We start from the raw sequence: 19,560 nt of genomic DNA, 5'->3' as shown, positions 1-19,560 counted from the left end.
AAATACCCGCTTCATTCGCGATTCCTCCTGATATGGATTTTCTTCACACTCTTTCTGTGATTTATCGCATAAGTATTAGACGGAAAAAGACTAAAAACAGCAGAGGGCTAAATCGCAGCAATTCAGGCATGGCGGGGAGTCAGGGGAAAACTCAAGAAGGTTTTAGCTATTAATCGGCATGAAAATGTAGGTTTTATACTCATAAAACAGATGTCAGTAAAAACAACAAAAATCGATGCATGATTAAACGCAGGCGAAGGTTAGCAAAAATGATTACTCCGCTAATAACCCAATATCAATGTACTGCCCCAAATCATGCCGCTGAAGATCCGATACATAAGGAATTTCGCCCAGCATCGGCGCGGGCAGGCACTGTTGCAACGTTTGCAGATACGGCTGGTGCCATTTTCCGGGTGGCGTGATGTCATTAGCAATCCAGCCGCCAAGTCGCAGGCCCGCATGTTGAATGGCGTGAGCCGTTAACATCGCGTGGTTGATACAACCTAGCTTAATGCCGACCACCAAAATCACGGGAAGCTGTTCCTGTACCACCCAGTCAGCAAACGTATCCTGCGACGACAGCGGTGTAAACCACCCGCCAGCGCCTTCGACAAGCAGCCAGTCCGCCTGTGTTTCTAATGCCCGCAGCCCTGCGGACAACGCAGGGAGATGGATAGGCCGCTGCTCCACCGCGCTGATAATGTGCGGTGACGTCGGTTCCATAAACGCCAGCGGGTTCACCGCCTGATACTCCAGTCGAACGCTGCTATTGGCCTGAAGCGCCAGCGCATCGCTGTTGCGAATGCCATCGGCCGTCATTTCACAGCCGGACGCCACGGGTTTATAGCCTGCGGTGCGGTATCCAGCCTGATTCGCTGCCTGAAGTAGCGCCGTACTCGCGACCGTTTTCCCAACTTCGGTATCCGTGCCCGTCACAAACCAGCGCTCAATCACGATAAATCACTCCATAAACCAGTTGATAGCTGAGCGGGTAGCCGCCCTGTTCTTGCGGATAATGGGCAGACAATGCCGCCAAACGTGCCCGGCTCAATAGCCCCGGCGTACGCCCTTCGTGCAGCCAGGTCGCACCAATCCCCTTCAGCGATTTCATCAACGTCAATACATCGGGAAAAAAGCAGACTTCACGTTCTTGAACTAAATGATGCCGGTAAGGCTGACAGGCCGCGTCGATAGCGGAGAGCGGCAGAAAGCGATTCGTCCGCTGCGTGCCGTCCAATCGCTGCCACGCCTGTGACAGTTCGCTTAAGGAGCCGTCCGCCAGCGTCGCAAACGCAATCACGCCCCCCGGCCGCGTAACCCGATACAGCTCGGCCAGCGCACGCGGTAACGAGTCGCACCACTGCACAGCCAGATTGCTATAGCTGATATCCACACAGCCATCCGCCAGCGGCAGGTTTTCAATATCCCCTTCCTGATAGCAGTCTGCTGCGTCCAGTTCACGGGCATACGCCAGCATGTCTACCGATAAATCCAGCGCGGTCACATAGTGACCAGCCTGACGCCAGTGGCGGCTAAAATGCCCGGTTCCGCACCCTGCATCCAGCACCTGTAGGCCACTGTGCGGCGGCATCAATGCCAACAGACGTTCTCCGCTGGTACGTTGCAGCTCGGCAAAGCGATCGTAACACCCCGCCGCACGTCCAAACGCCTGCGCAATCGCCTGCTTGTTATAGTTTTCTGTCAGCATGGTGCAATACCGTAAGCAAGCGACTGATATCTTCCGGCTGATGTTCCGCCGTTAGCGTAATGCGCAGACGCGCGCTGCCGACGGGCACTGTCGGCGGACGCATCGCACTGACCCACACGCCCTGTTCACGCAAATGACTCATCAGGGCCATTGCCCGCGCGTTCTCACCGACAATTAGCGGCTGAATCGCACTCTGTGAATCCATCAGTTGATAGGTGGAGTTAGAAAAACCCGCGCGAAACTGGGCGATATTACGTCGTAGCGCATCACGCCGCGCGTCGCCCTGTTGGACACACTTAACTGCCGTACTCAGCGCACAGGCCTGTGCGGCAGGCATCGAGGTGCTGTAAATCAAATGACGAGCGAATTGCAGGAAATACTCGGCCAGCGGTTCCGCGCACAGTACCGCCGCGCCGCTCACCCCGAACGCCTTGCCAAACGTGACAATCAGCAGTTCGGGTTTAACGCCCTGCTGCCAACAGCTGCCGCGACCTTCATCTCCCAGCACGCCAATCCCGTGTGCATCGTCTACCATCAGCCAGGCATCGTGCGCTCGACACTGAGCTTGCAACTCCGGCAGCGGTGCGGTATCGCCATCCATGCTGAAAACGCCTTCGGTCACCACCAGCGTCTGGCCGTCCGTCGGTTTTTCCAGCAGCGCTTGCAGGCTATCGACCTGATTGTGTTTAAAACGACGCAGCGTCGCGGGTGACTGTGCAGCCGCTTCCAGCAGTGAAGCATGGCTGAGTTTATCGGCAAAAATACGGTCTTCCGCCTGTGCCAGCGCAGCCACCACCGCCTGATTCGCGGCATAGCCAGAAATAAACAGCAGCGCACGCGGGTAGCCCAGCCAGTCGGCAAGCTGATTTTCCAGCGCGGCATGGGCATCGGTATATCCCGTCACATGCCCGGAACCGCCGCTGCCAATACCGTATTGCTCAGCGCCCTGCTGCCAGGCGCGCACGATCTCCGCGTGGTGACTCAGCCCCAGATAGTCGTTGCTGGAAAAATTCAGGTAGCAGCGGTCGCCCTGCATCAGCCAGCGCCCGCTACCGCCTTGATTCACCCGCCGCACACGGTAGGCATCATCGCGCTGGCGTTGTACCAGCGCGGCGTCAATACGTTGCTGCCAGCTCATGATGCAATACGCCTTGCCCGACGGTTTGCAGGCTGGAGGTTATACCGCAGCATTATAAAATTGCTCGCTATCGGCGTTAATCAGCTGTTCCGCCAACCGCTGTTGCTGTTGGTTATCCCCGTATTCAGTCCCCGTCTGCTGCGGATTCAGACCTAATTTGAGGAACAGCGCCAGATCTTTGTCTTCTTTCGGGTTTGGCGTGGTAAGCAGTTTGCAGCCGTAGAAAATAGAGTTCGCCCCCGCCATAAAACACATTGCCTGCGTTTGCTCACTCATCTGCTCGCGTCCGGCGGACAGGCGCACATAGGAGGCTGGCATCATGATGCGCGCGACGGCAATAGTCCGAATAAAATCAAACGGATCGACATCATCGTTATCCGCCAGCGGCGTACCTTTCACTTTCACCAGCATGTTGATCGGCACGCTTTCCGGCGGCGTCGGCAGGTTAGCAAGTTGCACCAGCAACCCGGCGCGGTCGCGCACGGTTTCCCCCAACCCAACGATGCCACCCGAGCAGACTTTAATGCCCGCGCCACGCACTTTATCCAGCGTATCCAGACGCTCCTGATAGGTGCGGGTCGTGATGATGCTGCCGTAAAATTCTGGTGAGGTATCGAGGTTATGGTTATAGAAATCCAATCCGGCAGAGGCCAGACGCTCGGCCTGATCGTTGTGCAGCGTCCCCAGCGTCATGCAGGTTTCCATTCCCATCGCTTTCACGCCTTGCACCATCTGTTCCAGATACGGCATGTCACGCTCGTGCGGGTTTTTCCACGCCGCTCCCATACAAAAGCGCGTCGATCCTGCGGCTTTTGCCTGACGGGCCGACTCCAGCACCTGTTCAACCTGCATCAGGCGTTCAGTATCAATCCCGGTACGGTAGCGGGAGCTTTGCGGACAATACTTACAGTCCTCAGGACAGGAACCGGTTTTGATCGACAGTAATGTACTCACCTGCACCTGACGGGGATCAAAATGCTGACGGTGGATCTGCTGCGCTTCAAACATCAGTTCCAGAAAGGGTTTATTAAATAAGTCTTGCGCTTGCTCAAGCGTCCAGTACATGCGGTCAGCCATGTCGGCATCTCCAAACTAAAAACGTTTCGCCAGTGTAAATTAACCCGATATACTGTCAACCAAATAGAATCCATTTTGGTTTACGAAAGATCATCATGAGCCCGGAAGACATTGCTTTTGACCAGCGCCACATTTGGCATCCCTACACCTCAATGACCGAACCGCTGCCCTGCTATCCGGTCGTATCAGCCAGCGGCGTCGAACTTCAGTTGGATGACGGACGTCGCCTGATTGATGGTATGTCATCGTGGTGGGCAGCGATTCACGGTTACAACCATCCGACGATCAATCAGGCCGTGCAGACTCAGCTTAGCCAGATGTCGCACGTGATGTTTGGCGGGATCACCCATCCGGCGGCGGTAGCGCTGTGCCGCCAACTGGTGGACATTACGCCGAATGAGCTGGAATGCGTGTTTCTGGCGGATTCCGGCTCAGTGGCCGTTGAAGTGGCGATGAAAATGGCGCTGCAATATTGGCAAGCACGCGGTGAAACCCGTCAGCGCTTTCTCACCCTGCGTCATGGCTATCACGGCGACACTTTCGGTGCGATGTCCGTGTGCGATCCGCAAAATTCGATGCACAGTCTGTATCAGGGCTATCTGCCGACTCACCTGTTTATCGATGCGCCGTCATGCGCCGCGATCAACGAAGGCGGTTTTACCGACGACTGGCAGGAAGCGGATATCGCGCCGCTCCAGTCGATGCTGTCAGCGCACGCCCATGAGATCGCAGCCGTGATTCTGGAACCCATCGTGCAAGGCGCGGGCGGCATGCGCTTTTATCATCCGGCCTATCTGCGTCGGGTTCGGGAACTGTGCAATCAATGGGGGATCTTGCTGATTGCCGATGAGATCGCGACCGGATTTGGCCGCACCGGCAAACTGTTTGCCTGCGAACATGCGGGGATTTCACCCGATATTATGTGTCTGGGGAAAGCGCTTACCGGCGGTTATATGACGCTCTCCGCCACGCTGACCACTCGGACAGTTGCGGAAACCATCAGCAACGGCGCGGCGGGCTGCTTTATGCACGGCCCCACATTTATGGGCAATCCGCTCGCCTGCGCGGCAGCTAATGCCAGTTTATCGCTGCTAGCGGAGAACCGCTGGCAGGAGCAGGTCAAACAGATTGAACGACAGCTGCGAGAAGCGCTGCAACCTTGTGCGGATTCGCCGCTGGTGGCGAATGTTCGCGTACTGGGCGCTATCGGCGTGGTAGAAACACAGCGCCCGGTTAATATGGCGCGGCTACAGCGTTTCTTCGTCGAGTGCGGCGTGTGGATTCGCCCCTTTGGCCGACTTATTTATCTGATGCCGCCGTTTATCATTCAGCCTGATGAACTGCGTAAGCTGACCGACGCCGTCTGCGCCGCTATTCGTGACGAACAGCTATTTAAATAATCGGCAACCTAAGGCGCACGATCCTGTGTGCCTCAAAACCACGGCTCTTGATTTTACTTCGTATTATCACTATTCATTACCGTTCTTATAATTATTCCATGAATAAGATTTTCATTTTATCCATGAGTGATGAATTGAATTATGCTGATGGCACATAAAAAACAATAACTGTTAAGTACACCACGATTTATATTTAATTAGATATGTACACTGACTGAGCACATGCTAGATTTCAGAGTGAAATACCCCAAGCATATAGTAAAAGGAGCTTTATTATGCTTATTACGAATACCCAATCACAGCGAACTTTCCGCACATTGCTACCCGTACTCTTATCTGCCTTATTACTCTCACCATTAACAGTTTCTGCTGCCAGCTCTTCAAAGGATGCTGACAAACTCTATTTTGAAAATAATAAATATTATGTATTCAATAACGTCTGGGGAAAAGATGAAGTAAAAGGATGGCGGCAAACTGTTTTCTATAATAGCCCAACCAGCATGGGATGGAACTGGCACTGGCCAAGCACTAGCCACAGCGTTAAAGCCTATCCATCACTGGTGAGCGGCTGGCACTGGACGGCGGGTTATACGGAAAATAGTGGATTGCCGATAAAATTATCCAGTAATAAAGGCATTACCAGCAACGTCACTTATTCCATCAAATCTACCGGCACGTATAATGCCGCTTATGACATATGGTTCCACACCACCGATAAAGCCAATTGGGATTCTACGCCTACCGATGAATTAATGATCTGGCTAAATAATACCAATGCAGGCCCAGCCGGTGATTATATTGAAACCGTTTTCCTTGGAGGCAGTAGCTGGAATGTATTCAAAGGTTGGATCAATGCGGGTAATGGCAAAGGGTGGAACGTCTTTTCCTTTGTCCGTACCTCTAATACCAACAGCGCATCACTCAATATTCGCCATTTCACCAACTATCTAGTGGGAACCAAGAAATGGATGAGTAATACAAAATATATCAGCAGCGTTCAGTTCGGTACCGAGATCTTTGGCGGTGATGGACAGATTGACATCACCAAGTGGGGCGTAGACATAAAATAACGCGTCTATATCCTTCTGGTTCCCCCCCCCAATCCATACACGCGGGGGGTTGAACCAAATTTATCTTATCCGCTTCTCGTTTCATGTTCAGCCTGAACTCGCGCCACTCATTCTTAAGACCTACTCGCCCTGCCTGGCGTAATTCGTGATCTGTGGCACGTAAATTCCATTAGCGTTATGATAGCACCCTCAGCTAATCAGGAATGTCCCATGCGTAATACGTTCATCGTGTGCTGGCAGTATTTACGCGCTTTCGCATTGATCTATCTCTGCCTGCTGGCAGGCAATGCGGTATCCGCGTTACTTCCGTTCACTATCCCCGGCAGTATCATCGGTATGCTGGTCTTGTTCATCCTTCTCGCCTCGCAAATTCTGCCCGCGCAGTGGGTAAAACCGGGTTGCCACCTGCTTATTCGTCACATGGCGCTGCTGTTCGTCCCAATCGGCGTCGGCGTGATGAGTTATTACGATCTGGTCAGCCAACAGTTTGGCCCTATCGTAGTTTCCTGCCTGATCAGTACCTTTATTGTGATGTTGGTTGTGGGTTTCAGTACCCAGATAATGCAGCGTGAACGAGCCGTGGCTGGCGATCGTACGCCGCCGAAGGATAATAAATAATGTTCAGCTATTTGTGGTGGTCGCTGCCCCTCACTCTGATTGTCTTTTTCGCCGCGCGTAAACTGGCCGTGCTGACCCGGATTTCCTTGTTGAACCCGCTGCTGGTGTCGATGGCGATTATTATTCCGCTGCTGCTGGTATTGAAGATTCCCTACGAGCACTATTTTCAGGGCAGTAAAGTCCTTAACGATCTGCTTCAACCGGCTGTGGTCGCGCTGGCGTTTCCGCTTTATGAACAGTTGCACCAAATTCGCGCGCGCTGGAAGTCGATCATCAGCGTGTGCTTCATCGGTAGCCTGACTGCCATTATCTCCGGCACGCTGGTAGCGCTGTGGATGGGGGCATCGCCAGAAATCGCCGCCTCGGTGCTGCCTAAATCCGTCACCACCCCAATTGCGATGGCCGTCGCCAGCTCGATTGGCGGGATTCCGGCTATCAGCGCCGTCTGCGTGATTTTTGTCGGTATTCTCGGCGCAGTCTTAGGCCACAGTGTGTTCAACCGCATCGGTATCAAAACCAAAGCCGCGCGCGGGCTGTCGATGGGCACCGCCTCACACGCACTCGGTACGGCGCGCTGTGCGGAAGTTGATTATCAGGAAGGCGCATTCAGTTCGCTGGCGCTGGTCATCTGCGGGATCATCACGTCGCTAATTGCGCCGCTCATCTTCCCTCTACTCTTGCACGTCGCTGGCTGAATCTAGCGGGGGATGGTGCGTGCCTCGCACCGCCCCGCCATAAAATTGAGATACATCTCGCATTTAACAGTTAATTTGCATTCCTTTCATTCAACAAAGAGATTTTGATCACAATTTATTGTTACTCTGCTACCTAACATGACGTCATTGACGGGTAAAAAGAGTACGCCGATATGCATCCACGATTTGAAAACGCCTTCCAGCAATTACCTGCCAGCCTGCAAGCCGCGATCGGTCCCTTGATCGATAAACCCGATTTCGCCGCCATGCTCACCGCAGACGACGTGAATGCCGTCTGCGAAGCCAGCCAGCTAGACGCCGACGCGTTGGCCTTTGCGCTATTGCCACTGGCAGCAGCCTGCGCACAAGCGCCGATCTCGAATTTTCAGGTTGGCGCAATTGCGCAAGGACTCAGTGGCAATTTCTATTTTGGTGCCAACATGGAGTTCAGCGCGGTTCAGTTGCAGCAAACGGTGCATGCAGAACAAAGCGCTGTCAGCCACGCCTGGATGCGCAATGAACGTGGGTTGCGGGCCGTGACCGTGAACTACACGCCATGCGGCCACTGTCGTCAGTTTATGAATGAATTGCGTAATGCCGCGTCGCTACGCATTCAACTGCCGGGTCGCCAACCTGCCATGCTCAGCCACTATCTGCCAGATTCCTTTGGCCCCGTCGATCTGCACATCGATACCTTGCTGATGGATGACGTCAACCACGGCGCCACCTTACACAATGTGGGCGTGCTTGCACGTCTGGCTCTGGATGCCGCCAACCGTAGCCATGCCCCCTACAGTAATGCTATCAGCGGTATTGCACTGGAAACATCAAATGGCAACATCTATACCGGACGCTATGCAGAGAATGCGGCGTTCAACCCAAGCCTGCCACCTTTGCAAACCGCGTTAAACCTGGTGAATCTCGCAGGCGAAGACCTGTGCACAATTAAACGTGGTGCTATCGTTGAGCGTCGCGATGCCGTTGTGAGCCATTGGGCTATTTCGCAAATTATGCTGGCTGAGTTGGGTTGCACAGACGTTGAACATCATTTTCTTGAGGGGTAGCGGTGCGGATAAGCGCAGAATTTCAGCAAAGGGAAGTGTGAGAAACGAGAGGTGAATCGATAAAGCCTGCATTTTGACTAAGATGCAAGCCATCTGTAACTATTTAAATTAACAATTCCTGTACATATTTTCTGGGTAATTTAAGATCCTCAACAGTTTTTATCGACAACACCTGAGTTTTTTCTGTTATCCGAGAGTAAAAAGTCATGGAATTAGAATACGAAAGCAAACGTCCTCTCCATATTCCCTACGCTGGCCCAATCTTGCTTGAATTTCCCCTGCTGAATAAAGGCAGCGCGTTTACCGAAGAAGAACGCGCTAACTTTAACCTGCATGGTCTGCTGCCTGAAGCCGTCGAAACTATCGAAGAACAGGCAGAACGCGCCTGGCGTCAGTATCAGGAATTCAAACACGATATTGAAAAACACGTGTACCTGCGCAACATTCAGGACACCAACGAGACGCTGTTCTACCGCCTGCTGGACGGTCACCTCAGTGAGATGATGCCGATCATCTACACCCCGACCGTTGGCGAAGCCTGTGAACACTTCTCCGATATCTATCGTCGCGCACGCGGCCTGTTTATCTCCTACCCTAACCGCGCGCATATCGACGATATGCTGCAAAACGCCACCAAGCAGAATGTAAAAGTCATCGTTGTGACCGACGGTGAACGTATTCTGGGTCTGGGCGACCAGGGTATCGGCGGCATGGGGATTCCAATCGGTAAGCTGTCGCTGTACACCGCGTGTGGCGGTATCAGCCCAGCCTACACTCTGCCTGTCGTTCTAGATGTCGGCACCAACAACCCGCAGCGCCTGAACGATCCGCTGTACATGGGCTGGCGCCACCCGCGTATCACCGACGACGAATACTATGAATTTGTTGACGAATTCATTCAGGCCGTTAAACGCCGCTGGCCTAACGTGCTGCTGCAGTTTGAAGACTTCGCGCAGAAAAATGCGACACCGCTGCTGAACCGCTATCGTGATGAGATCTGTAGCTTTAACGATGACATTCAGGGCACCGCCGCCGTTGCGATTGGCAGCCTGATTGCCGCCAGCCGTGCGGCAGGTACTCAGCTACGCGATCAGACCGTGACCTTCCTGGGTGCGGGCTCCGCAGGCTGTGGTATTGCTGAGCAAATCGTCGCGCAGATGAAGTCTGAAGGGCTGAGTGAAGAAGAAGCACGCTCACGCGTCTTCATGGTTGACCGCTTCGGTCTGCTGACGGACAAACTGCCGAACCTGCTCGATTTCCAGAGCAAGCTGGTGCAGAAAAGTGAACTGCTGGCTGATTGGGATTGCAACAGCGATGCAATTTCACTGCTGGAAGTGGTACGCAATGCCAAGCCGACCATCCTGATCGGTGTATCCGGCCAGCCGGGTCTGTTCACGGAAGAAATCATCCGTGAAATGCACAAGCACTGCGCGCGTCCTATCGTGATGCCACTGTCTAACCCGACATCCCGCGTTGAAGCCCGTCCAGAAGATATCATTCGCTGGACAGAAGGCTCAGCGCTGGTCGCAACCGGTAGCCCGTTTGCTCCGGTTAACTATCAGGGCAAAATCTTCCCTATCGCCCAGTGCAACAACTCCTACATTTTCCCGGGTATCGGGTTAGGTGTACTGGCGTCGGGTGCCAAACGTATCACTGACGGTATGTTGATGGCCGCTAGCCGTGCGCTGGCTGACTGCTCGCCGCTGGCAAATAACGGTGAAGGCGCGCTGCTGCCGGATCTGTCCGATATCCAGCAGGTGTCCAAGCGTATTGCACTGGATGTGGGTAAAGCCGCACAGTTGCAGGGCGCAGCCGTGGTGACCTCAGCCGATGCGTTGCAGAAGGCGATTGACCATAACTTCTGGCAACCGCAGTACCGCAGCTACAAACGTACCTCGTTCTAACTGTCTGACTGCTAAAAAGCGCGGCATTTGCCGCGCTTTTTTTATCACTGCTTTTTATTCAGCTTTTCAATTTCGGGTCGAGCGCATCGCGCAAACCGTCACCCAGTAAATTAAACGCCAGAACTGTCAGAAAGATCGCCAGACTAGGGAAGATCGCGACGTGCGGGGCAATCACCATATCCGACCGCGCTTCGTTCAGCATCGCTCCCCACTCCGGCATCGGCGGCTGCGCGCCCAGCCCTAAAAATGACAGGCTGGCTGCCGTGATGATCGACATCCCAATGCGCATCGAGAAAAACACCACGATAGAAGACACCGAACCGGGCAAAATATGCCGAAAGAGGATCGTCCGGTCGCTGGCTCCGATACTGCGGGCCGATTCAATGTAGGTAAGCTGCTTTAGCACGAGCGTATTGCCGCGCACCAGACGGGCGAAAGCCGGAATGCTGAAAATCGCGACGGCGACAATCACATTCGCCATCCCACTGCCCATAATCGCCACAACGGCAATCGCCAGCAGGATACCAGGGAAGGCAAACAGCACATCGCATAGGCGCATGATGATCCTGTCCGCCCACCCTTCGTAGTAGCCCGCCACCAGACCGAGTGTCGTGCCGATAATCATCCCAACCAGCACCGAGAGAATGCCCGCCGCCAGCGAGATACGCGTCCCCATCAGGATCCGACTGAAAATATCACGTCCTAATGAATCCACCCCCAGCCAGTGTGCCGCCGATGGGCCTTCATTCAGGCGCTCATAATCGAAATAGTTCTCGGCATCATAGGGCATCAGGTACGGTGCCAGAAACGCGATCGCAATCAGCAGTAGCACAAACACGCCTGCAATGACAGCGACATGCTGCCGAAGAAAGCGCCGCCAGAATTCACGCCACGGCGTACGAACCGATTTATCCCTAATGACAGGGAGCGTCGCCAGCATAGCGTTACGTCGCCAGTGTCTCATTCCCTTTCCTTATTTATAACGAATGGCTGGGTTAATCGCGGCATACAGCATATCCACCAGCAGATTGATCAGAATAAACTCCAGCGAGAACAGCAATACCTCGGCCTGAATCACCGGATAGTCGCGCATCTCCACCGCATCCACCAGCAGCCGTCCTAGCCCCGGCCAGTTGAAGACCTTCTCGACGACGATTGAACCGCCGAGCAAGAAACCAAATTGCAGCCCCATCATCGTAACCACCGGAATCAGCGCATTGCGCAGCCCGTGTTTCACCACCACCAGCGATTCGCGCACGCCCTTTGCCCGCGCCGTACGCATATAATCTTCTTGCAAGACATCAACAAACGACGCTCGGGTAAACCGCGCCATCACTGCTGCGACCGCTGCACCCAGCGTCAACGAGGGCAAAATATAGTGCAGCCAGGTGTCTGCCCCCACCGTTGGCAGCCACCCCAGTTCAACAGAAAAGACCTGCATTAACAGCATGCCGAGCGCAAACGCAGGGAAAGAGAGACCGGAGACGGCCAGCGTCATCCCGATTCTATCCGGCCAGCCGTTGCGCCACACGGCGGACACGATACCAATCGCCATGCCAAAAATTACGGCCCACACCATGCTGCACACCGTCAGCCAAAACGTCGGCATAAAGCGCATGGCAATCTCTTCGGTAACTGGGCGTTTCGAGACGATCGACGTACCAAAATCCCCTTGCAGGATATTGGTAAAGAAGTGCCAGAACTGGTGCGGCAGCGGTTTATCCAACCCCAAATCCTGCCGGACCATCTCAATAACGGCAGCATCCGCTTCCCGTCCGGCAGCTAAACGCGCCGGATCGCCGGGTAACAGATGAACGAACAGGAACACCAGCACCATCACAATCAGGAGCGTGGGAATCAGTCCCAGTAGTCGTTTAATAAAATAATTCAGCATGAACAGTGTTCCACAGACATGCGCCGGACTCCCTATCAGTGAACGTGTGTTGACCACTGCGGGCAGCCTTACGGCCACCCGACTCCCTGGTCATTCTTTTGCGGCGGATTACTCCGCGAGATCGGCATCCTCAAAACTGAATAAGGTATCCGGCATCACGTAGAACCCGGTCAGTTTTTTGCTGTTCGCCGACACCAGACGCTCTGTCGCCAGGAAAATCCACGGCGCATCTGCCCAGATTTTGTCCTGTGCATCTTTGTACAGCTTCTGCTTTTCCGTCCGATCCGTCGTTTTCAGCGCATTCGCCAGATCCGCATCGACTTGCGGATTGCTGTAAAACGCCGTGTTGAACTGCGCGGGTGGCCAGGAAGCCGTGGCAAACAGCGGCGACAGTGCCCAGTCGGCTTCACCCGTTGAGGCCGACCAGCCGGTGTAGAACAGGCGAACGCCCGTTTCCTTCACGCCCTTGCCTTCCACTTCCGCCGCGCGCTGTCCTGCATCCATTGCAGTCACCTGCACTTTCACGCCGACCTGTGCCAGCTGCTGCTGCGTGAACTGCAAGACTTTCTGCGCCGTACTGTGGTTATGCGATGACCAGAGCGTAGTGGTGAAGCCGTTCGGGTAGCCCGCTTCTTTTAGCAGCTCGCGCGCTTTGGCCGGATCGTAAGGCCACGGGTGATATTTTACTGAATAATCAATGCTGCTCGGCAGTGGCCCTTCGGCTGGCGTCGCATAGCCGGAAAACGCCACTTTAATTAGCGCCTCTTTGTTGATCGCGTAATTCAACGCCTCGCGCACTTTCGGGTTATCGAACGGCTTCTGCGTGACATTCATACTGATGTAGCGGTGCAGAATCGACGGCGACGCCACCAGCGCCAGCTTGTCATTTTTCTCCAGCACCTTGGCCTGCTCGAACGGTATCGGATAAGCGAACTGCGCTTCACCAGTTTGCAGCAGCGCCGCACGCGTATTGTTATCCACCACCGGACGCCAGGTAATGCTGTCCAGCTTCGGCAGCCCGGCCTTCCAGTAGCCGTTGAATTTCTCGACTTTGACAAAATCGGTCTGATTCCAGGTCACAAAACGGTACGGGCCAGTGCCGACTGGATGGAAACCAATGTCCTTGCCGTACTGCTTTAACGCTGCCGGCGAGATCATCACCGCCGCAGGATGCGCCAGATTGTTAACGAACGCCGAGAACGGCGTCTTCAGTGTAATTTTCACCGTTAGATCGTCAACCGCCTCGGTTTTTTCGATCATCTTGAACAGGTTATATCGCTTCAGGCGATTGTCGGGGTTACTGGCGCGATCCAGATTCACTTTCACGGCGGCGGCGTTGAACGCCGTTCCATCGTGAAATTTGACCCCCGGATGCAGCTTGACGGTATACGTCAGACCATCGGGGCTCACGTCATAGCTGTCCGCCAAGACGTTCACCAGCTTCATCTCTTTATCGAAGCCAAAGAGCCCCTGATAGAAGGACTTCGCCACCGTCTGCGACAGCGAATCGTTGGCATCATACGGGTCCAGGCTGGTAAACGTGGAACCCACGGCGATAACCGCATCTTTGGCTGCCCAGACGGGTGAAGCTGCCATAGCAGCGGTTACGCCTGCGGCCACTAACCAGCGCCGCTTTATCGTCATTACGCTCATGCTACGTTCTCCTTGTGAATCCCTGTCAATACGCGCCGGCTATTGGATGGTTCGCAACAAAGTGCCGCTCACCGACCTGAACCAGAGGCGCTGTGATCGGCTCGTCGCCAAGCGCCCGAATCGGGCTAGGTATTTCATCAACCAGCAGCACCTGCTCACGCTGGCGGCGTGAGGGATCGGCAACCGGTACTGCCGACATCAGCTTGCGGGTATAAGGGTGCCGAGGCCGCTCGAAGACATCTTGCCGCGAGCCAATCTCGACAATCTGCCCCATGTACATCACCGCCACGCGATGGCTAATACGCTCAACCACCGCCATATCATGTGAAATAAACAAAAACGCGATGCCGAATTCACGTTGCAGTTCCAGCATCAGGTTGATGATTTGTGCCTGAATCGACACGTCCAACGCGGATACCGCTTCATCCGCAATGACCACTTTCGGGTTCAGCGCCAGCGCTCTGGCAATGCAAATACGCTGACGCTGGCCGCCGGAAAATTCATGCGGATAGCGGCGGGCGTATTCTGGCTCCAGCCCTACGCGCGACAACAGCCACTCAACGCGCTTTTCCGCTTCCTGCCGACGGCAAATGTTGTGCACCAGCAGCGGTTCCATAATCGAGAAACCGACCGTCAAGCGAGGATCCAGCGACGCATAGGGATCCTGAAAAATTAGCTGAATATCACGCCGCAGGTGCTGTAACGCAGCCCCTTTCAACTGATGGATTCGTTGACCGTTAAAGGTAATTTCGCCCTTCTGGCTTTCAACTAGCTGGAGCAACGCACGGCTGGTGGTGGATTTGCCGCACCCCGATTCGCCAACCAGCGAGAGCGTTTCCCCCGGCCAGAGATCGAAGCTGACGTTTTCCACCGCATGCACTTGTCGGGTTACGCGGTTCAATAAACCACTTCGAATGGGAAAACGCGTCACCAGATTGCTAACCTGTAAGATCGGTTCTGACTGCGCGGGAACGGTATCCTGCGATACGTTGTCCGCAATACGCCCCGAGAGTTGATCCAGCAGCGGAAATTTTTCCGGGAACGGTTGACCGCGCATAGACCCTAACGCCGGTACCGCCGCCAACAGCCCCTGAGTATACAGATGCTGCGGTGCAGTAAAGATCTGCCCAACGCTCCCCGCTTCGACGCTTTCCCCACGGTGCATAACCAGTACGCGCTCAGCCATTTCCGCCACCACACCCATGTCATGGGTGATGAAAATCACGGCCATTTCCATTTCACGCTGTAGCACACGAATAAGCTGCAGAATTTGCGCCTGAATGGTGACATCCAGCGCGGTCGTCGGTTCATCGGCAATCAGCAGCGACGGCTTGCAGGAGAGCGCCATCGCAATCATCACCCGCTGGCGCATGCCGCCAGACAGTTGGTGGGGATAGCGATCCAGCACGTTGCGCGCTTCCGGTATTCTGACCAGATCCAGCATACGCAAGGTTTCTGCTCGCGCGGCGCGTCTGTCCATCCCCTGATGTAAACGAATCGACTCGGCAATCTGTTCGCCGACGGGAAAAACCGGATTCAGCGACGTCATCGGCTCCTGGAAAATCATCGCCAGATCCGCCCCACGCAATGCGCGCATCGCACGCTGACGGGCACCGCGGAGATCCAGCACCTGCCCATCGCGACGGCGAAATAGCATATCGCCCTGATGAATCACGCCGCCCGCATGTTCAACCAGCCGCATCAGCGCCAGCGACGTTACCGACTTACCCGATCCCGATTCTCCGACGATAGCCAGCGTCTCGCCCCGATCGACAGAGAACGTCAAATTACGCACCGCATCTGTCCGCTGTCCCTGCTGCTCAAAATAGACGCTCAGGTTGCGCACCTCCACCACCCGTTTTTCAGGCAAAATCAGCCCCGGAACCGGGGAAGACAGCGAGGCATAATGATCCTGTGTGGGCGACATGAACGGCGAATCTCCATATAAATGCGGCTGGAATCAGCGCAACGCGGTCAGGGACAAATTATCAGCGATTTTCGACTATATTTAGCACAAGGTATGATGTAAAGCGGAAACTGAAATCGGCACAGTGAAAAATTTCTTTTTATAACATTAAGTTAATTGTCATAAAGAAACGCCATCAGGGGCAATATGTCCTGCAAACCCGCCCACTTTTGCCCGAAATGGTTCGACTTGTGGGAAAAAGTGACGCTTTCGCCCCCGTCCTTGCCGTTTGATGCCTGACGAGTCACACGCTATACCCTAAATAATTCGAGTTTCAGGCAGGCGGCAAGAGAAGGCATCCCGATGAGCTTACTCAGGTAAGTGATTCGGGTGACAAATCTGCCGGGAGCAGATTTGAACGCTGCTTGCAGCGGCCCTTCAGGGCGAGGCCCACGACGGGCCGAGTATTTGAGTGCAGCCAACGCACATGCAACTTGAAGTATGACGGGTATAAAAGCCCTATTCCTTGACCTGCGTACATTCACCCAAGTTACGAACTCTGACATAATTAATACTGGCATAGGAAACGGGTTTTCGCCTATGAATGGCGCGTTGCCGGAACACAATTCTTACTGATGAAATAAATCATATTAATGAAATCAGTCGTATTGATAAAACAAGCTGTGGAGTGAAGATGGAAAGCGTTAACGCAGGTTTACTGACTCTTGAACAAGCTCTGGAAAACATGTTTTCTCAGGCCCCTTCCCTTACCGAGACAGAGTGCGTATCCCTGTTCGACGCCGCAGGACGGATTACCGCCCATGCCATCGCCTCCCCGATTAACGTCCCACCTTTCGCCAATTCTGCGATGGATGGCTATGCCGTACGCTGCGCCGATTTGTCCGCTTCAACAATGCTGCCGCTGGCCGGCAAAGCCTTTGCGGGGGCGCCCTTCAGCGGCGAATGGCCTGCTGGAACCTGCATTCGCATCATGACTGGCGCGCCGATTCCTGCAGGAGCCGACGCCGTCATCATGCAGGAACAAACTGAAGTCAGCGAGGACGGCATCCGCTTTCCGCATGAGGTAAAGCCCGGCCAAAATATTCGTCTGGCGGGAGAAGATATTCAGGCTGGAGCCAGCGTGTTACCTGCAGGCTGCAAGCTAGGCGCCGCGGAGCTGCCGCTGCTGGCGTCATTGGGGATTGCGCAAATTGACGTGGTGCGCCGCCTGAAAGTCGCGGTGTTTTCAACCGGTGATGAGCTGCAACCCGTTGGCGAACCGCTGGCAGACGGTCAGATTTACGACACCAACCGTTTCGCCGTCCGTTTGATGCTGGAACAGATCGGTTGCGAGGTTCATGACCTGGGAATTATCCGCGACGATCCGGCAGCGCTGCGCGCCGCGTTCCATGAGGCTGACCAGCTTGCCGATCTGGTGATTAGCAGCGGCGGCGTTTCCGTTGGCGAAGCGGATTACACCAAACAAATGCTGGATGAGCTGGGCGATATCCATTTCTGGAAGCTGGCGATCAAACCCGGTAAGCCCTTCGCTTTTGGCAAATTGCAACACGCCTGGTTCTGCGGCCTGCCGGGGAATCCGGTTTCTGCTGCGCTAACGTTCTATCAACTGGTTCAGCCACTGCTGGCTCGCCTGTCTGGCTATACGCAATGGCGCTTACCGCCACGGGTTCGTGTCAAAACCACCAGCGCACTGAAAAAGACGCCGGGGCGCACCGATTTTCAGCGCGGTACTTTCAGCCGCAACGCCCAGGGCGAGCTGGAGGTCAGAACCACCGGGCATCAGGGGTCACACGTTTTCAGCTCGTTCAGCCTCGGTAACTGCTTCATCGTACTGGAGCAAGATCGCGGTCGCGTCGCCGCTGGCGAATGGGTTGAAATCGAGCCCTTCAACGCACTGCTGGGGCACTGAGCATGTTGCCGGAACTGAGCGATGAAGAGATGCTGCGCTACAACCGACAGATTGTGCTGCGCGGCTTTGATTTCGACGGACAGGAAAAGCTGAAGGCATCACGCCTGCTGATTGTCGGACTGGGTGGGCTAGGCTGTGCCGCCGCGCAGTATCTGGCCGCGGCAGGCGTTGGCCATTTAACGCTGCTGGATTTTGACACCGTCTCTCTGTCTAACCTACAGCGTCAAATTCTGCACCGTGATGCCCGTATCGGGATGGCGAAGGTCGAATCCGCGCGTCTGACGTTATCCGATATGAATCCCCATCTTTCGCTCGATACGGTTGATGGCGATCTCGATGACGAGGTGTTGAGCGAACTGGTCAGCAAACACGATGCCGTGCTGGACTGTACCGACAATGTCGCCATTCGCAACCGCCTAAACCGCATTGGCTTTCAGCTCAAGAAGCCGCTGATCTCCGGGGCGGCAATTCGAATGGAAGGCCAAATCAGCGTCTTTACCTATCAACCCGATGAACCTTGCTATCATTGTCTCAGCCGTCTGTTCGGTGCTAATGCGCTGACCTGCGTCGAGGCCGGCGTGATGTCGCCGCTGGTGGGCACCATCGGCAGTTTGCAGGCGATAGAAGCCATTAAGCTGCTGACCGGTTACGGCAGGCTAGCGACAGGTCGACTGCTGATGTTCGATGCGATGACGCTGCAATTTCGCGAAATGATGCTGCCAAAAAACCCGCACTGCGACGTCTGCGGCGGAGCGGGCTGACAAAGGAAAGATTGGCATCCGGCACGATAAGCCATTGAATACGGCGAAAATCAGTGACACATTATCAAGGCGAATCATCACGTAAACTGAGGAACACACCATGAGTAATGCTTTTTTGCAGTCAATCAAGGCCCGTCGTTCAATCTATGCCATCGGCAATACATTACCGATATCAGAAGATCAGGTTACCGCCCTCATTACCGAAGCCGTTAATGAAAGCCCCTCCTCTTTTAATTCACAAAGCTCACGCGTTGTGATTCTGTTCGGCGAGCAGCATCACAAACTGTGGGATATTGTTAAGCAGCAGTTGAAAAAAATTGTACCAGCGGACGCTTTTGCCCCGACAGAAAATAAACTGGCTTCCTTTGCCGCTGGCGCAGGTACCGTCCTGTTCTTTGAAGACACCGCCGTGATTGAAGCGCTACAGGAAAAATTCGCGCTTTATGCCGATAACTTCCCGGTCTGGTCTGAACATTCAACCGGTATTGCTCAGTTTGCCGTGTGGTCTACGCTGGCGCAGGAAAAAATTGGTGCCTCCCTCCAGCACTATAATCCGCTGATCGATGATGATGTTAAAGCACAGTGGAATCTGCCAGCCAGTTGGAAACTGCGTGCTCAAATGCCATTTGGCTCAATCGAGCAGCCAGCCGGTGAGAAAACCTATATTTCCTTTGAAGAGCGTTTCCGCGTATTTAAGTAATCCGCTGAGTCATTCTAAACCAACAGGGACACCGCATAGTGT

The 19,560-nt window shown here is 54.4% G+C and carries 17 protein-coding genes; 9 read left to right on the top strand and 8 right to left on the bottom strand.

Annotated features, from left to right (window positions below):
- Positions 1 to 273: 273 nt before the first annotated feature.
- From bioD to bioB, 4 genes are read right to left on the bottom strand one after another with little or no spacing between them, the layout of a single operon-like run.
- Positions 274 to 954 carry a dethiobiotin synthase gene (gene bioD / locus H4F65_RS00220; protein WP_010280908.1) on the bottom strand — a complete coding sequence of 227 codons (681 nt, stop codon included), beginning with the start codon at positions 952 to 954 and terminating at the stop codon, positions 274 to 276.
- A complete protein-coding gene (gene bioC, locus H4F65_RS00215; protein ID WP_039320679.1) occupies positions 947 to 1,708 on the bottom strand; it encodes a malonyl-ACP O-methyltransferase BioC in 762 nt (253 codons plus the stop codon). The genes bioD and bioC overlap by 8 nt, the downstream gene beginning before the upstream one ends.
- On the bottom strand, positions 1,689 to 2,846 hold the full coding sequence (gene bioF, locus H4F65_RS00210) for an 8-amino-7-oxononanoate synthase (protein WP_010280904.1): 1,158 nt from the start codon (positions 2,844 to 2,846) through the stop codon (positions 1,689 to 1,691). The genes bioC and bioF overlap by 20 nt, the downstream gene beginning before the upstream one ends.
- 39 nt (positions 2,847 to 2,885) lie before the next feature.
- Positions 2,886 to 3,923 carry a biotin synthase BioB gene (gene bioB, locus H4F65_RS00205; protein ID WP_010280900.1) on the bottom strand — a complete coding sequence of 346 codons (1,038 nt, stop codon included), beginning with the start codon at positions 3,921 to 3,923 and terminating at the stop codon, positions 2,886 to 2,888.
- Positions 3,924 to 4,018: 95 nt separating this feature from the next.
- Here bioB and bioA point away from each other — a divergent pair, with 95 nt between their 5' ends.
- From bioA to H4F65_RS00175, 6 genes are all read left to right on the top strand, one after another.
- Positions 4,019 to 5,323 carry an adenosylmethionine--8-amino-7-oxononanoate transaminase gene (bioA, locus tag H4F65_RS00200; protein ID WP_039320647.1) on the top strand — a complete coding sequence of 435 codons (1,305 nt, stop codon included), beginning with the start codon at positions 4,019 to 4,021 and terminating at the stop codon, positions 5,321 to 5,323.
- 275 nt (positions 5,324 to 5,598) lie between these two features.
- A complete protein-coding gene (locus tag H4F65_RS00195; RefSeq protein WP_010280892.1) occupies positions 5,599 to 6,393 on the top strand; it encodes a GH12 family glycosyl hydrolase domain-containing protein in 795 nt (264 codons plus the stop codon).
- A gap of 210 nt (positions 6,394 to 6,603) precedes the next feature.
- Positions 6,604 to 7,011, top strand: coding sequence for a CidA/LrgA family protein (locus H4F65_RS00190; RefSeq protein WP_010280890.1), 408 nt, complete (start codon positions 6,604 to 6,606; stop codon positions 7,009 to 7,011).
- On the top strand, positions 7,011 to 7,706 hold the full coding sequence (locus tag H4F65_RS00185; protein ID WP_010280886.1) for a CidB/LrgB family autolysis modulator: 696 nt from the start codon (positions 7,011 to 7,013) through the stop codon (positions 7,704 to 7,706). The genes H4F65_RS00190 and H4F65_RS00185 overlap by 1 nt, the downstream gene beginning before the upstream one ends.
- Positions 7,707 to 7,879: 173 nt before the next feature.
- Positions 7,880 to 8,770, top strand: coding sequence for a cytidine deaminase (gene cdd, locus H4F65_RS00180; protein WP_010280885.1), 891 nt, complete (start codon positions 7,880 to 7,882; stop codon positions 8,768 to 8,770).
- A gap of 206 nt (positions 8,771 to 8,976) precedes the next feature.
- Positions 8,977 to 10,674: an NAD-dependent malic enzyme gene (locus H4F65_RS00175; protein WP_010280883.1), complete on the top strand. Its 1,698-nt coding sequence runs from the start codon at positions 8,977 to 8,979 to the stop codon at positions 10,672 to 10,674.
- A gap of 58 nt (positions 10,675 to 10,732) precedes the next feature.
- Here H4F65_RS00175 and gsiD read toward each other — a convergent pair whose 3' ends face one another.
- The 4 genes from gsiD to H4F65_RS00155 form a co-directional block, all read right to left on the bottom strand.
- A complete protein-coding gene (gene gsiD / locus H4F65_RS00170; protein WP_010280881.1) occupies positions 10,733 to 11,638 on the bottom strand; it encodes a glutathione ABC transporter permease GsiD in 906 nt (301 codons plus the stop codon).
- A gap of 9 nt (positions 11,639 to 11,647) precedes the next feature.
- Positions 11,648 to 12,568: a glutathione ABC transporter permease GsiC gene (gsiC, locus tag H4F65_RS00165; RefSeq protein ID WP_010280879.1), complete on the bottom strand. Its 921-nt coding sequence runs from the start codon at positions 12,566 to 12,568 to the stop codon at positions 11,648 to 11,650.
- Between the two features lie 108 nt (positions 12,569 to 12,676).
- Positions 12,677 to 14,221, bottom strand: coding sequence for a glutathione ABC transporter substrate-binding protein GsiB (gene gsiB / locus H4F65_RS00160; RefSeq protein WP_010280876.1), 1,545 nt, complete (start codon positions 14,219 to 14,221; stop codon positions 12,677 to 12,679).
- 25 nt (positions 14,222 to 14,246) lie between these two features.
- The gene (locus H4F65_RS00155) at positions 14,247 to 16,148 is read right to left on the bottom strand and encodes a dipeptide ABC transporter ATP-binding protein (protein WP_010280874.1); all 1,902 of its coding nucleotides are present in this window, start codon (positions 16,146 to 16,148) and stop codon (positions 14,247 to 14,249) included.
- A gap of 673 nt (positions 16,149 to 16,821) precedes the next feature.
- On the opposite strand from H4F65_RS00155, the gene moeA reads away from it, so the two are divergent.
- From moeA to H4F65_RS00140, 3 genes are all read left to right on the top strand, one after another.
- The gene (gene moeA, locus H4F65_RS00150) at positions 16,822 to 18,057 is read left to right on the top strand and encodes a molybdopterin molybdotransferase MoeA (protein ID WP_010280871.1); all 1,236 of its coding nucleotides are present in this window, start codon (positions 16,822 to 16,824) and stop codon (positions 18,055 to 18,057) included.
- A gap of 2 nt (positions 18,058 to 18,059) precedes the next feature.
- Positions 18,060 to 18,818 (top strand): molybdopterin-synthase adenylyltransferase MoeB, encoded by a 759-nt coding sequence (gene moeB / locus H4F65_RS00145; RefSeq protein ID WP_039320642.1) that lies wholly within the window; start codon positions 18,060 to 18,062, stop codon positions 18,816 to 18,818.
- Positions 18,819 to 18,918: 100 nt separating this feature from the next.
- Complete coding sequence (locus H4F65_RS00140; RefSeq protein WP_010280865.1) at positions 18,919 to 19,518, top strand: nitroreductase family protein; 600 nt, start codon at positions 18,919 to 18,921, stop codon at positions 19,516 to 19,518.
- The last annotated feature ends 42 nt before the right edge of the window (positions 19,519 to 19,560 follow it).

The sequence above is a fragment of the Pectobacterium brasiliense genome (assembly GCF_016950255.1).
In the GTDB taxonomy this organism is placed as follows: domain Bacteria; phylum Pseudomonadota; class Gammaproteobacteria; order Enterobacterales; family Enterobacteriaceae; genus Pectobacterium; species Pectobacterium brasiliense.
The sequence above is the reverse complement of the archived record's forward strand: the minus strand, read 5'-3'. Positions and strand labels throughout refer to the sequence as shown.

Coding starts and splice junctions, on each gene's coding strand:
- bioC (WP_039320679.1), bottom strand. CDS start 1,708: ATGCTGACAGAAAACTATAACAAGCAGGCGATTGCGCAGGCGTTTGGA.
- bioF (WP_010280904.1), bottom strand. CDS start 2,846: ATGAGCTGGCAGCAACGTATTGACGCCGCGCTGGTACAACGCCAGCGC.
- bioB (WP_010280900.1), bottom strand. CDS start 3,923: ATGGCTGACCGCATGTACTGGACGCTTGAGCAAGCGCAAGACTTATTT.
- bioA (WP_039320647.1), top strand. CDS start 4,019: ATGAGCCCGGAAGACATTGCTTTTGACCAGCGCCACATTTGGCATCCC.
- H4F65_RS00195 (WP_010280892.1), top strand. CDS start 5,599: ATGCTTATTACGAATACCCAATCACAGCGAACTTTCCGCACATTGCTA.
- H4F65_RS00190 (WP_010280890.1), top strand. CDS start 6,604: ATGCGTAATACGTTCATCGTGTGCTGGCAGTATTTACGCGCTTTCGCA.
- H4F65_RS00185 (WP_010280886.1), top strand. CDS start 7,011: ATGTTCAGCTATTTGTGGTGGTCGCTGCCCCTCACTCTGATTGTCTTT.
- cdd (WP_010280885.1), top strand. CDS start 7,880: ATGCATCCACGATTTGAAAACGCCTTCCAGCAATTACCTGCCAGCCTG.
- H4F65_RS00175 (WP_010280883.1), top strand. CDS start 8,977: ATGGAATTAGAATACGAAAGCAAACGTCCTCTCCATATTCCCTACGCT.
- gsiD (WP_010280881.1), bottom strand. CDS start 11,638: ATGAGACACTGGCGACGTAACGCTATGCTGGCGACGCTCCCTGTCATT.
- gsiC (WP_010280879.1), bottom strand. CDS start 12,568: ATGCTGAATTATTTTATTAAACGACTACTGGGACTGATTCCCACGCTC.
- gsiB (WP_010280876.1), bottom strand. CDS start 14,221: ATGAGCGTAATGACGATAAAGCGGCGCTGGTTAGTGGCCGCAGGCGTA.
- H4F65_RS00155 (WP_010280874.1), bottom strand. CDS start 16,148: ATGTCGCCCACACAGGATCATTATGCCTCGCTGTCTTCCCCGGTTCCG.
- moeA (WP_010280871.1), top strand. CDS start 16,822: ATGGAAAGCGTTAACGCAGGTTTACTGACTCTTGAACAAGCTCTGGAA.
- moeB (WP_039320642.1), top strand. CDS start 18,060: ATGTTGCCGGAACTGAGCGATGAAGAGATGCTGCGCTACAACCGACAG.
- H4F65_RS00140 (WP_010280865.1), top strand. CDS start 18,919: ATGAGTAATGCTTTTTTGCAGTCAATCAAGGCCCGTCGTTCAATCTAT.